General features: G+C 72.9%; 10 protein-coding genes and 1 pseudogene. 3 read left to right on the forward strand and 8 right to left on the reverse strand.

What is annotated here, in order from left to right; all coding sequences use genetic code 11:
- Nucleotides 1–8: 8 nt before the first annotated feature.
- From ABT084_RS15160 to ABT084_RS15170, 3 genes are all read right to left on the reverse strand, one after another.
- Nucleotides 9–401: a WXG100 family type VII secretion target gene (locus tag ABT084_RS15160; protein ID WP_351042982.1), complete on the reverse strand. Its 393-nt coding sequence runs from the start codon at nucleotides 399–401 to the stop codon at nucleotides 9–11.
- A 138-nt stretch (nucleotides 402–539) separates the two neighbouring features.
- On the reverse strand, nucleotides 540–1,400 hold the full coding sequence (locus ABT084_RS15165; RefSeq protein ID WP_351043077.1) for a TIGR03619 family F420-dependent LLM class oxidoreductase: 861 nt from the start codon (nucleotides 1,398–1,400) through the stop codon (nucleotides 540–542).
- A gap of 94 nt (nucleotides 1,401–1,494) precedes the next feature.
- Nucleotides 1,495–2,622: an ADP-ribosylglycohydrolase family protein gene (locus ABT084_RS15170; protein ID WP_351042985.1), complete on the reverse strand. Its 1,128-nt coding sequence runs from the start codon at nucleotides 2,620–2,622 to the stop codon at nucleotides 1,495–1,497.
- 304 nt (nucleotides 2,623–2,926) lie between these two features.
- Between ABT084_RS15170 and ABT084_RS15175 the strand changes: the two genes are divergently transcribed.
- Nucleotides 2,927–4,018, forward strand: a complete 1,092-nt coding sequence (locus ABT084_RS15175; RefSeq protein WP_351042988.1) for a tyrosine-protein phosphatase — start codon at nucleotides 2,927–2,929, stop codon at nucleotides 4,016–4,018.
- Nucleotides 4,019–4,071: 53 nt separating this feature from the next.
- Here ABT084_RS15175 and ABT084_RS15180 read toward each other — a convergent pair whose 3' ends face one another.
- Together ABT084_RS15180 and ABT084_RS15185 are read right to left on the reverse strand one after the other, a co-directional pair.
- Nucleotides 4,072–6,651, reverse strand: a complete 2,580-nt coding sequence (locus ABT084_RS15180; RefSeq protein WP_502968939.1) for a bifunctional FO biosynthesis protein CofGH — start codon at nucleotides 6,649–6,651, stop codon at nucleotides 4,072–4,074.
- Nucleotides 6,652–6,826: 175 nt separating this feature from the next.
- Entirely contained in the window at nucleotides 6,827–7,609 is a 783-nt protein-coding gene (locus tag ABT084_RS15185) for an SDR family oxidoreductase (RefSeq protein ID WP_351042993.1), read from the reverse strand.
- A gap of 177 nt (nucleotides 7,610–7,786) precedes the next feature.
- Between ABT084_RS15185 and ABT084_RS15190 the strand changes: the two genes are divergently transcribed.
- Complete coding sequence (locus ABT084_RS15190) at nucleotides 7,787–8,659, forward strand: hypothetical protein (RefSeq protein ID WP_351042996.1); 873 nt, start codon at nucleotides 7,787–7,789, stop codon at nucleotides 8,657–8,659.
- A gap of 154 nt (nucleotides 8,660–8,813) precedes the next feature.
- Here ABT084_RS15190 and ABT084_RS15195 read toward each other — a convergent pair whose 3' ends face one another.
- From ABT084_RS15195 to ABT084_RS15205, 3 genes are all read right to left on the reverse strand, one after another.
- Complete coding sequence (locus tag ABT084_RS15195) at nucleotides 8,814–9,026, reverse strand: DUF397 domain-containing protein (protein ID WP_330331026.1); 213 nt, start codon at nucleotides 9,024–9,026, stop codon at nucleotides 8,814–8,816.
- 202 nt (nucleotides 9,027–9,228) lie between these two features.
- On the reverse strand, nucleotides 9,229–10,113 hold the full coding sequence (locus ABT084_RS15200; RefSeq protein ID WP_351042999.1) for a helix-turn-helix domain-containing protein: 885 nt from the start codon (nucleotides 10,111–10,113) through the stop codon (nucleotides 9,229–9,231).
- A 276-nt stretch (nucleotides 10,114–10,389) separates the two neighbouring features.
- On the reverse strand, nucleotides 10,390–11,136 hold the full coding sequence (locus ABT084_RS15205) for a GOLPH3/VPS74 family protein (protein ID WP_351043002.1): 747 nt from the start codon (nucleotides 11,134–11,136) through the stop codon (nucleotides 10,390–10,392).
- A 30-nt stretch (nucleotides 11,137–11,166) separates the two neighbouring features.
- Between ABT084_RS15205 and ABT084_RS15210 the strand changes: the two are divergent.
- Nucleotides 11,167–12,920 (forward strand): annotated as a pseudogene (locus ABT084_RS15210) (hypothetical protein); the annotation flags it as partial.

The following is a 12,920-nucleotide window of genomic DNA, read 5'->3' on the forward strand; positions in this document are numbered from 1 at the left end:
TCATGCGTTCACATGTCGAGGATGCGGCTCTGCGGGCGCGCGGGCGGGGCCGGGTCGGGCGACTGCAGGGCGCGGGCCGCCGCGGGGACGTCCTCGCCGTCCTGCATCTTCTTCAGCCGTGACAGGGTCTCCATCTCCTGCTCGGTGAATCCGTCCCGGCTGGCCCGGGTGGCCGCTTCCAGCAGCACGACGACCTGGCGGATGCGGACGGCGTCCTCGGCCACGCCCTGGTGCAGGCTGCGGTAGGCGGTGGCCGTGGGGCCCTGCCAGCCCGCCGCGATGGCGTCGACGACACGGTCCATGCGGCGCGTCTGTTCGTTCAGGTACGCCTGCATGGCGTCGAGGTCGTCGGCGAGCCTGCCGAGGTCGTCCTGAGATACGTCGAGATCGGAGTCCCGCATCCCTGCCCCCGTCCGTTGCGCCCGCGGGCCGCTTCCCGGCCGTGGCTGATTTCAGACGGGAAGTCTAGGCAAGCGGCCCAATGCGGCCGGGGGCGGGGGTCGTTCGGGATCACGGGCACTCTCGGCCGCTGTCCGGGATCAGAGGTACGGAGCGAACTCGTCCAGGGCCCGCATGACCTCGGCCTCGCCCGCCGACGGCAGCTGCAGGACCACCTCGTCGATGCCGAGGGCGGCGTAGTGGGCCAGCTTGCCGGGGGTGGGCCGGACGGCGTAGGGAACCACCTGGAGCGACTTCGGGTCCCGCCCCGCCGCCTCCCACACCCCGCGCAGCACAGGCAGGGACTCGCTCAGCCCGCCACCGCCGATGGGCATCCACCCGTCGGCGTGGTCGGCGATCGCGGCGAAGAGCTTGGGCCCGGCGGCTCCGCCGATGAGGGTGCGGGGGCCGTGCAGCGGGACGCCCGGGGCGAGTTCGCGGGGGGCCCGCACCGGCTTGGGGAAGGCCGAGCTGGCCCGGACCCCGCCGAACTCACCGGCGTACGCGGTCGGTTCGGGCGCCCACAGCGCGCGCATCAGCGCCATCCGGTCCCGCACGAGCGCGCGCCGGGCCCCCCACTGGACCCCGTGGTCGGCGGCCTCCTCGACGTTCCAGCCGTAGCCGAGCCCGAGGGTGAACCGGCCGCCCGAGAGGTGGTCCAGGGTCGCGATCTGCTTGGCCAGCCCGATCGGGTCGTGCTGGGCGACCAGGGTGATCCCGGTGCCCAGCCCCAGCCGCTCGGTGACGGCGGCGGCCTGCCCGAGGGCCACGAAGGGGTCGAGGGTGCGCCCGTACTCCTCGGGCAGCGCCCCGCCCATCGGGGCCGGGGTCTCGCGGCTGACCGGGATGTGGGTGTGCTCGGGCAGGTAGAGCCCGGAGAACCCGCGCTCCTCGAGCGCGCGGGCGAGCGGCGCGGGCGCGATGGTCCGGTCGGTCAGGAAGACGGTGGTGGCGATCCGCAGGTTCGGTGTGCTCGGCATGTGTACAGAGACCTCCGTGACGTGGGTGGGGTCACGGTACGGGCTCGCGCGCGAGGTCGGCAGGGGACGGCGTGCGTCAGCCCCGGGGGTAGCGGGTCAGCCAGCCCGAGGCGGAGATCGTCGGGCTGTGCAGGGTGGGGCCCTGGGTCATCTCCAGGGCGAAGTCGTCGGAGAGTTCGAGCATCGTGGGCCGGCCCTCCAGGTCGGCCAGCCAGGCCGCCGGGAGGGCGGTCTCGCCGTGCAGGGCGCCCAGCAGGGCTCCGCACAGGGCGCCGGTCGCGGCGGAGTCCCCGCCGTGGTTGACCGCGAGGCGCAGGCCGTGGCGGATGTCCTCGGCGACCATGGCGCAGTACACGGCCACGGCGAGGGCGTCCTCGGCGTCGCGGCCGTCGCCCGGCGAGAGCGATTCGATGATCTTGGGCGACGGGACGCCCTGGGTGACGGCGGCCGTGGCTCGCTGGAGGGCGTCGGTGACCGGCTCCCGCCCGGCCCGGGAGCCGAGCAGGCCGAGCGCCCGCTGCACGGCCGAGTCGAGGCTCTCGCCGCGGGTCAGGCCGTGGACGATCACCGCGAAGGCGCCCGCCGACAGGTAGGCGGTCGGGTGCCCGTGGCTCTGCGCGGCGCACTCGACGGCGAGCTGGAGCACCAGTGCGGGCTCCCAGCCGACGAGCAGGCCGAAGGGCGAGGAGCGGACCGTGGCGCCGGTGTCCCGGGCGGTGGGGTTCTTCGGGTGCTCCAGGGTGCCGAGGATCTCGTCGCCGAAGCCGGTCATGCAGGCCCGGTCGGGCCCGCGGCGGGCGTAGAGCCACTCCTCGTGGGCGAGCCAGCCGTTCTCCTTGCGCCGCTCGTCCGGGCCCCAGTCGTGCTGGGTCGCGGCCCACCGCAGGTAGGCGCGGTGGACGTCGGTGGGCGGGTGCCAGGCGCCCGTGTCCCGGCGCACGTGGGCGCGGATCAGGCCGTCGACGGTGAAGAGGGTGAGCTGCGTGGCGGCGGTGACGGCGCCGCGTCGGCCGAAGGCGGGGGCGAGTTCGGTCAGGCCCGCCGGGCCGTGGGCCTCGCGGATCGCGTCGAGGGAGAGCCCGGCGACCGGCGCGCCGAGCGCGTCGCCGAGGGCGGAGCCGAGCAGGGCGCCGCGCACCCGGCTGCGGAAGTCCTGCTGTTCGACCCGGCCCCACAGGCCCGTGGTCACGCTTCCCGTCGTCACGCTTCCCGCCGCCAAGTCCATCAACGCATCCCCCCGCTGGCTCTGGCGGGCACTGTAGTGGACCCGCTCGTTCGAATCCGGAGGGCGGTCGTCAACCGACCCGTATGTGGGCGGAGAAAGGCCGGAATGCGCGGGCGGGTAAGCGTGTTTCCGGCCGTGCCACGACCCTCGGTGGGGCGCGTGCGGGCCGCCTGTCCTCAATCGGGCGCCCGGGTGGCACGTTTTGCCACTCGCCTTGGAAGCAGCTGTTTCCGGCCACGCCTCGTTCACACGGCGTTCTTCCCGGGCCCACAGATTCGACGGCATGAAGAAGGCAACCCTCGCCGCGACCGCCGTCGCCTCCGCTCTCACCCTCGCCGCCCTCGTCACCCCGGCCGCCAGCGCCCACTGGGACGGCCACCAGGACGGCCACGGCCGCTCCGCCATCCCGTTCACCGCCGCCACCGTCACCGCCGGCGCCGACGGCTCGTACACCGTGAAGTGGGACGCCAAGGGCGTGACGGGCGCCAAGGGCGTCCGCCGGGTCGAGATCAAGGCCAACGGCAAGGTCGTCGCCAGGGGCGGCGCCCGGGGCGAGGCCGTCGTGCGGGGACTGCCCGCCGCCGACCGCCAGTGGTTCGACTTCGCGCCGGACCACGGCCAGGGCCTGCGCCTCGCCGACCGCCTGGTCACGCTGGACGGCGCGGTCAACTTCCGTGACGCGGGCGGCTACCGCACCGCCACCGGCCAGTGGGTCAAGATGGGCGAGGTCTACCGCTCGGACGCCCTGAACAAGCTCACCCCGGGCGACCTCGCCAAGCTCCAGCGGCTGCGCGTCAAGACCGTCTTCGACCTGCGCATGGAGGACGAGCGGACCAAGGACGCCGACAAGGTCCCGGCGGGCGCGACGTACGTCGTCGCCGACGTCTTCGCGGGCTCCGGCTCCTTCCAGACCCTGCCGAAGACCCCCGACGAGGCCGTCAAGGCCATGACCGACGCGGAGAAGGCGATGGTCAGCGGCGCGGGCGGCAAGAAGGCCTACACGCAGGTCTTCGCGGGCATCGAGAACGACCGCTCGCGCGCCGTCCTCTTCCACTGCACCGCGGGCAAGGACCGCACCGGCTGGGCCAACGCCTCCCTGCTGACCGCGCTCGGCGTGCCGAGCGAGACCGTCATGGCCGACTACCTCGCCAGCAACGACTACCGCAAGGCCGCCAACGACGCCGTCCTCGCGCACCTCCCGGCCCCGCAGGCCGCCGTCTACAAGCCGATGCTCGACGTCCGCCCCGAGTACCTCAACGCCGGGTACGCCGAGGTCAAGGCCACGTACGGCTCCTTCGACCGCTACCTCGACAAGGGCCTCGGCATCGACGCGCGCGAGCTGAAGGAGCTCAAGCGGGACCTGCTCGTCGGCTGACCCCGCCCGCTCCCCCTGCCGGCCCCCGCTCCCGAACCCGCCCGCGCCGCCGCCTACTCCAGTACGGGCAGCAGCGCGGGCAGGTGCCCGTCCGAGGCGAGCGCCGCCCGCTGCCGCTCCTCGGGGACCTCGCCGTACAGCGACGTACGGGGACGCGCCGGCCGCCCCGCCGCCTCCGCGATCGCGACCAGGTCCCTGACCGACTTGTACGAGCCGTAACCGGAGCCCGCCATCCGGGAGATGGTCTCCTCCATCAGCGTCCCGCCCAGGTCGTTCGCCCCCGAGCGCAGCATCTCGGCCGCGCCCTCGGCGCCCAGCTTGACCCAGCTGGTCTGGATGTTGGTGATGTGCGGGTGCAGCAGCAGCCGGGCCATCGCGATCACCGCCCGGTTGTCGCGCGCCGTCGGGCCGGGCCGGGCGATGCCCGCCAGGTACACGGGCGCGTTGGTGTGGATGAAGGGCAGCGTCACGAACTCCGTGAAGCCGCCCGTCCGCTGCTGGATCCGGGCCAGGGTGCGCAGATGCCCGAGCCAGTGCCGCGGCTGGTCCACGTGGCCGTACATCATCGTCGACGAGGAGCGGATGCCCAGCTCGTGCGCGGTGGTGACGACGTCGATCCAGTCGGCCGTGGGCAGCTTGCCCTTGGTCAGCACCCAGCGGACCTCGTCGTCCAGGATCTCCGCCGCCGTCCCCGGGATCGAGTCCAGGCCCGCCTCCTTGGCCGCCGTCAGCCAGTCGCGGACCGACATCCCGGTGCGGGTCGCGCCGTTGACGACCTCCATGGGGGAGAAGGCGTGCACGTGCATGCCGGGAACCCGCGCCTTCACCGCGCGCGCGATGTCGAAGTACGCCGTCCCGGGCAGGTCCGGGTGGATGCCGCCCTGCATGCACACCTCGACCGCGCCCACGTCCCACGCCTGCTCGGCGCGGTCGGCCACCTGGTCGAGGGAGAGGGTGTAGGCGTCGGCGTCGGTGCGGCGCTGCGCGAAGGCGCAGAACCGGCAGCCGGTGTAACAGACGTTGGTGAAGTTGATGTTCCGCGTGACGATGTACGTCACCTCCTCGCCGACGACCGACTTGCGCAGGTCGTCCGCGATCCGGCAGAGCGCGTCCAGGGCGGGCCCGTCCGCGTGGAGCAGGGCGAGGGCCTGGTCGTCGGTGAGCTTCGTCGGGTCGTCGGCGGCCTGGGCGAGAGCCGCGCGGACCTCGGTGCCGAGGCGCTCGGGGTCCGAAGAGGCCGCGCCCGGGACCATCCCCGCGTCCGGGACCATGCCCGGGGCCGCGGCCTCGCGCAGGGCCTCCCAGTCGCCGTACACGTGGTCGAAGTCGTCCCGCCGGTCGCCGGTGCGGCCCTCGGTGTCGATCGTGGCGTGCAGATCGGTGCGCCCGGTGCCCGCGAACCCGCCGTCCGGCTCCTGCCACGGCCGCCCCACCACGGCCGCGCCCTCGACCGCGAGCCCGGTGCGTACGTCGGCCAGCGCGCGCACGTGCGGCAGCAGCCGGGGATCCAGCCAGGGCTCGCCGCGCTCCAGGAACTCCGGGTAGATGGTCAGGCGCTCGCGCAGCTCGAACCCGGCGGCGGCGGTCCGCGCGGCCAGCTCCTCGATGTGCGGCCAGGGCCGCTCGGGGTTGACGTGGTCCGGGGTGAGCGGGGAGACCCCGCCCCAGTCGTCGATGCCCGCGCCGATGAGCAGGGCGTACTCGGCGTCCACCAGGTTCGGCGGGGCCTGGATCCGGGCGGCCGGGCCCAGGATGTGCCGGGCCACCGCGATGGCCGCGGCCAGCTCCTCCAGCTCCGCGTCGGGCATCGCGCGCATCGCGGTGTCCGGCTTGGCGCGGAAGTTCTGGACGATGACCTCCTGGATGCCGTGATAGGCCCGCTGGATCCGGCGCAGCTCGAAGAACGCGTCCGCGCGCTCCTCGTACGACTCGCCGATCCCGATCAGCACCCCGGTCGTGAAGGGGACGTTCGAGCGGCCGGCGTCCTCCAGGACGCGCAGCCGTACGGCCGGTTCCTTGTCCGGGGAGCCGTGGTGCGGGCCGCCCGGCTCGGACCACAGCCGGGTCGCGGTGGTCTCCAGCATCATCCCCATCGAGGGCGCGACGGGCTTGAGGCGCTGGAGGTCGGACCAGGTCAGCACCCCGGGGTTGAGGTGCGGGAGCAGCCCCGTCTCCTCCAGGACCCGGATCGCCATCGCGCGGACGTAGGCGAGCGTGTCGTCGTAGCCGTGCGCCTCGAGCCACTCGCGGGCCTCGGGCCAGCGCTCCTCGGGGCGGTCGCCGAGCGTGAACAGGGCTTCCTTGCAGCCCATCGCCGCGCCCTGGCGGGCGATGTCGAGGACCTCGTCGGGGGAGAGGTACATGCCGTGGCCCGCGCGGCGCAGCTTGCCGGGGACCGTCACGAAGGTGCAGTAGTGGCACGTGTCGCGGCAGAGGCGGGTGAGGGGGATGAAGACCTTGCGGGAGTACGTGATGACCCCCGGGCGGCCCGCGGCGGCGAGCCCGGAGTCCCGGACGCGGGCGGCGGACGCGGAGAGGTCCCGCAGGGCCTCGCCGCGCGCCTGGAGCAGTACGGCCGCCTCGGCCGCGTCGAGCGCGACGCCGTCGCGCGCCCGCTTGAGGGCGCGGCGCATGGAGTTGTCGGTCGGGCCGGGGGCCGCGGCCGGTCCGGAAGCGGCGGCCGGTCCGGAAGCGGCGGCCGGAGTGGGCGCGGCGGCCGGGGTGGGCTCGGCCGGAGCGTTGCTCGGAGTGCTCATGCTGCGAGCATACGATCCGAGGATCCCCGGGCGAGGGCCGTCGTGTCGCTCCTCATCGCATCAGCTCACCGGCGTTGACCAGCAGGGACTGGCCGGTTATCGCCCGGGCGCGGTCGGAGGCGAGGAAGACCGCGGCGTCCGCGACGTCCCCGTCGGTCGCCAGTTCGGGCAGTGCCATCCGCTGCGTGAGGCGGGCCAGCACCTCGGCCTCCGGAACGTTCTCGGAGTGCGCGCTGAAGGTGACGAACGCCTGCACGGGCGGCCCCCACATCCAGCCCGGCAGCACGGTGTTGACCCGGATCCGGTCCGGGCCCAGCTCGCGGGCCATGGAGTACATGGCGGAGGTCAGCGCGCCCTTGGAAGCGGCGTACGCGGCCTGCTGGACCTCGGAGGGGGCGGCGATCGCGGACTGCGTGCCGATGATGACGACGGAGCCGCCGTTCGCCTTCAGGGCGGGCAGGCAGGCGCGGGTCATGCGCAGGGTGCCGAGCAGGTTGACGTCGAGGACCTGCTGCCAGGTGCCGAAGTCGGCGTCCTGGAGACCGCCGAAGTAGGAGTCCCAGGCGGCGACGTGCACGACGGCGTCGATCCCGCCGAACCGCTCCCGCGCGAGGGCGGCGAGGGCGGCGCACTGGGCCTCGTCGGTGATGTCGGTGGCGAGGTGGGCCGTGTGCGTGCCGTCGGGGTCGATCTCGGCGGCGGACTTGACGAGATTGGCCTCGGTGCGGGCGCCGAGGACGGCGTTCCCGCCGTCGCGGACGACGGTGGCGGCGACCTGGTGCCCCAGCCCGGCGCCGACGCCGGAGACGATGACAGTCTTGCCTTGCAGCAGCATGCGGACTCCTCGCGGGGCAGGGCGTTCGGCCTCGATCTGACGATGCGTCAGGCTACGGCGGCGGGGCCGGTGTGGGAACCCCCGTACCGGAGCTTCCCGGCGGGGTTCGGGGGGATCCGGCGGGTGGACCGTCTCCCGCCCCTCCCCATCTGACGTCGTATCAGCTAGACCGTTCCCATGACGACAGAAGACCAGAACGCGCGGGCCGCGGACACCCGCCCCGACGACTACGCCGCGCTCGCGTCCGTCGGCCCGTACGGCGTGCACCCCGGCCACGCGCTCATCACCATGGTCGAACCGCACCCGGGCCACGAGTTCGCGTACAACCGCTGGTACGAGGACGACCACTACTACGCGGGCGCCATGGCCATGCCGTGGATGTTCGCCGGGCGCCGCTGGGTCGCCACCCGCGAACTCCAGGAGCTGCGCTACCCCGAGAAGTCGGCCGTCGCCCAGCCGGTCACAGCCGGGTGCTACATCTCGACGTACTGGGTGACCGAGGGCCGCTACGACGAGCACATGAAGTGGACCGTCGGCATCAACAAGCGGCTGAACCGCGACGGCCGGGTCTATCAGGACCGTACGCACGTCTTCACGGCCTTCCAGGACCACGAGGCGACCGTCTACCGCGACGGGGCCGCCGGCCCCCGGGACTACCACGCGATGGACCACCCGTACGCCGGGCTCGTCGTCCAGGTCATCGACGCGGAGGGGCCCGAGCAGCGGGCGGAGCTGCTGGAGTGGCTGCGCTCGCGCCACCTGCCGCAGCGGCTGCACGGCTCACCGGCCGCGATGGTGACGGTCTTCCGGCCGACCCCGCTGCCGGGCGACCGGATGACGTACGTCAAGCAGGTCGAGGGGGTCGACACCCGGCTGACGCTGCTGTGGTTCCTGGAGGCCGACCCGCGCACCTGCTGGGACCGCTTCCAGGGGCTGGACGCGGAGGTCGCGGCGGCCGGGCTCGGCGGGCGGGTGGAGCTGGTCGCGCCGTTCATCCCGACGGTGCCGGGGACGGACCGGTACGTCGACCAGCTGCGTCAGCGCGGGTGACCTCGGCGGACGCGGACATGGCCGAGCCCCCTCGGCTGAGACGGCGGGCCAGTCGAGAGGGCTCCAGTCAGTACTGCGGGTACTGCGGGTGCTGCAGGTACTGCAGGTACTACGGGTACCGCGGGCAGGTCGGTCGGGACGTTCGTCGTGATGTTCAGACGAGCTGTCCCAGCCGGCCTTCGTTGACCTCGGTGACGAACGAGGTCCAGGAACCCGGCGCGAAGGCGATGGACGGGCCGTCCTGCACCTTCGAGTCGCGGACCGCGATGGCCTCGGTGACGGGGGACTTGACTTCGACGCACGCGCCGTTGCCGCCGGAGTACGAGGACTTCGTCCAGTTTTCCGTGGCGCCCAGTCGAATAGCCATGTTTTTCTCCGGTTCAGCGAGTCGTTCCGAATTGGCGCCAACCCATTCCCTGGTTGACGTGATCGACGCTACCGGCACCGCCCGACGGGTGAAGAGGCCATTCACCCTTCCGGATGGCATATTCAGGCCAGGTCTTCCGTGGCCGGGCAGTGACGGTGTACCGTACCGGCGCCCGCCGCCACCTGCCCGGTTTGCTCCGGTATTACCGGCGCTTGCCCGCATGGTCGTTGATGATGTCGGAGATGAACTCCCGCGTCTGGTCCACATTGAGGGCCTGGGCGCGCAGGTGCTCGTACATCACGCTGTACTTCTGAACGTCATTCGCCTTCTCCAGGTACAAATCGCTCGTGACGCCTTCGATGTAGACGACCGTCGAATCCGAGGCGTCCGGGAATTCCAGAATGGCGTACTGGCCGTTCACGCCGGGGTGCGCGCCCATGGTGAACGGCATCACCTGGACGGTGACGTACGGCTGTTCCGACTGCTCTATCAAGTACTCCAGCTGCCGGACCATCAACTGCCCGTCGCCCACGCGGCGGCGCAGGGCGGCCTCGTCGATGACCGCCCACAGGCGCAGCGGGCCGACGTCGGCGTTGCTGTTGTCGGTCTCCGAGAGCCGCTTCTGGCGGTGCATCCGGACCTGTACGCGCTTCTCGATGTCGACCGGCGCGGTCTCCGGCAGCGCGCCGCGGATCAGCGCCTGGGCGTACTCCGGGGTCTGCAGCAGACCCGGGACCACCTGGGGCTCGTACGTCCGCAGGCTGGCCGCGTCCGTCTCCAGGCCGATGTAGACGCTGTACGGGATGTCGCCGAAGGCGTGCCACCAGCCCTGCTGGCGGGAGTCCTTGGCCATCTGCATCAGGGAGTCGACGAGCCGGCGGTCCTCGACCTCGTACACGTCGCACAGGTCGCGGACGTCGCGCTGGCTGATGGAACGGCGGCCGTTCTCGAGGCGGCTGATCTTGGACTGGGAAACGAGCAGGCGTTCGGCGACCTGCTCGGCCGTCATGCCCTTGTCCTCGCGGAGCTTGCGCAGCTCCATGCCCAATCGGCGGCGTCGGACGGTGGGGTTGACATTGGACGCCACGATGACGGCACCTCCGCGTGCTTGCTGTTTGCTTACTGTCTCTCTGCGTGTCTGATGATGAGCAGACTGCCATCGAAGGGCGGGACCCCGCTGGGGAACGGGCCGGAACGGTTCCGCGGGGTCGTTCCGCGGGGCCGTTCTGTCGGGCCGTTCTGTGGGGCCGTGCGCACGCCCCTCGGCGCGGACGCCTCCGGTACAAGCAGACGCGCGGGGTGGCGGGGCCGGTGGACCGGCCCGCCACCCCGCGCGCTGGGGTGTGCTCGGTGACGCGGTGGATCAGTGTGCGGCGGCGCGGGCCATCGCACCCGTGCGGCGCGGCTGCAGCGGAACGCCGGTGGCCACCCCGCGGGCGGTCGGCGGCGAAGCCGGTGCCGGAACGCGGTCGCGGCGCGGCTGTGCGGCCACACCGTTCTGAACGTCCATCACGGCGTGTGCCACGAGGCCGCCCATGGGGTCGTGCCGAATCAGGTCCCGCAGGCGGGACCTGGACGAACGACCCTCGTTGCCGGGGTAAAGATGCTTGCCGAGTCCGACCGCGTGGGCCAGGGCGGCGAGCGCCGCGGTCCGCGGGTCCGGGGGTACGCCGGTGCGGATCGCGCTGTCCAGCCGGGATCGGATCTCCCGGCTGATTGCCGTGTCGGTCGCTTGGTAGCGAGTCGTCGGCAGCACCCCGCACATCTGTCCCGCGACGGCATGAACCATGCCGCAACGCTCCAGGTGAGCGAGGTACACCTGGCGGAGCCCCAGTCGGGGTCCGCCGATCCAGTGGACCGCCCGAACCGGGCTGCCGCGACGGCGCAGCAGTTCCAGTGCGGAGTCCAGGGTCGGATCTCCTGTCGGCCGTGGCATCACCACGGCGATACGATCCCCGTCTGGGGCTATCCGTCCTGCCAGAGCCAGCTCCACTAGCTGTGCCCCGGCCAGGCCGAGGTCGAGCGACTGCGGCTGCGCCGTGGTTCCCGTTGCCGGGTCCAAAGCGAGCAGCAGAAGCTCCTCCGGAATTGTTCTGCGGCTCCTGCCCATCCATGCCTCCCCGCGTGGATGAGTGACAGGGTGACCCCTCTCACATTCATCTGTCGAGAGTGCCTGGTCGCTTTGTGGTGGAACCGGCAACTATGTCGTTCTCGTCTAGCACGGGGGCGATGCCCCCTAGACGGGACACTGTTAGACGGTTCGGACAGCGGTCCGGCCAGCGGCCGGACGTCGATCGAGGAGGAACTGGTGGCGGGCGAGTCCCCCGACAAGTCGGTAAAGCAAGGCGCGGGTGCGCCGGGGGCGGCGGAATCCGACCCTCGCCTGTCGGTGTTCCGTCCCCGGGATCCGGAGGCCGCCTCCGAGCCCCCTGAGGAGCCCGAGGGCTCCGAGGAGTCCAAGGGCTCCGAGGAGTCCGAGGGGAAGGACGATCCCCTGCGCGCCGCGGTTGCGGCGTGGGTGGCATCGGCGGACGAGCCGGATGCGGAAGCGCATGCGGACGCGGACGCGGAGGCGGGTGAATCGGAGGCCGCCGCGGAGCCGGACGCTGCCCGTACGGACGCGCCCGAGCCCGCGTCCAAGGATTCCGCTTCGGCGCCCCGAGCGTCCCGCGACGCGGAAGGCGAGGGTCCGGGCGAGGCGTCGCCGACCGCGTCCAAGGACACCGACCGACCCGCGTCCAAGGATTCCGCTTCTTCCTCCGAAGCCGCTGATCCCGAACGCACGTCGGTTTTCCGGCGCCCCCTGACTCCTTCCGCTGATGCCCCGGATTCTCTGAAGCCCGCTCCGGGGGATGACCGGACCACCGCGTTCGAGGCCTTCCGCCGCAACCCCGGCTCCGGCTCCGGCACCCCGAAGCAGGATTCCGCTTCCCGCCCGGACCCGCGCCTGACCCAGGCCCCCGACTCGGGCAGCGAGCGCACGGCCGTCTTCCGCGCCGTCCGCCCGGACGCGACCCCCAAGCCGGCCTCCGGCTCGTCGGACGCCGACGGCGGCTCGGACCGTTCCGCCCCGGCGGCTCCCAAGCCGGGCTCCGCCTCGGCCGCCGCCGACGGCCGGACGGATCGTTCCGCTCAGCCGCGTGCGGCGGGCTCTGACGAGCCCGTGCGCTCCGGCGCTGCGTCTGACCGCTCCACGGACGGCGATGCCAAGTCTTCGGCTGCCGCCGACAGCGAGCGCACGGCCGTGTTCCGGGCTGTGCGCCCGGACGCGGCCCCCAAGCCGGGCTCCGGCTCGGCTGACCGCGATGGCGGCTCGGACCGTTCCGCCCCGGCGGGCGGTAAGTCGGGTGCGCAGGGCGCTGACGGGTCTGCGCCCTCCGGGCGCCCGGGCTCGGGCTCGCCCGACCGCCCGGCGGACGGCGATGCCAAGTCTCCGGCTGCCGCTGACGGCGAGCGCACGGCAGTGTTCCGGGCCTTGCGCCCGGATGCGCGTCCGGCGGGCTCCGGTTCGGCCGGCGCCAAGCCGGGCTCCGGCTCGGATGACCGCGATGGCGGGTCCGACCGTTCTGCCCCGGCGGGCGGCAAGGGTGCCGGCGCAGCCGGGCGTCCTGCTTCCGGCGCCGGGGCCCCGGACGCCAAGGCTTCGGCTGCCGCCGACAGTGAGCGCACGGCGGTTTTCCGGGCCGTGCGGCCCGATGCCCGGCCGGGCGATGCCAAGGACCGGGCGACCGGCTCGGGTCCGGCGGACGCCACGAGCCGGGCCACGGGCTCCGGTCCGGCTGACGGGACCAAGCGGCCCACGGGCTCCGGTCCGGCTGACGGGACCAAGCGGCCCACGGGCTCCGGTCCGGCTGACGGGACCAAGCGGCCCACGGGCTCCGGTCCGGCTGACGG

Origin of the sequence: Streptomyces sp. NPDC002138, assembly GCF_040296485.1 — a bacterium.
In the GTDB taxonomy this organism is placed as follows: domain Bacteria; phylum Actinomycetota; class Actinomycetes; order Streptomycetales; family Streptomycetaceae; genus Streptomyces.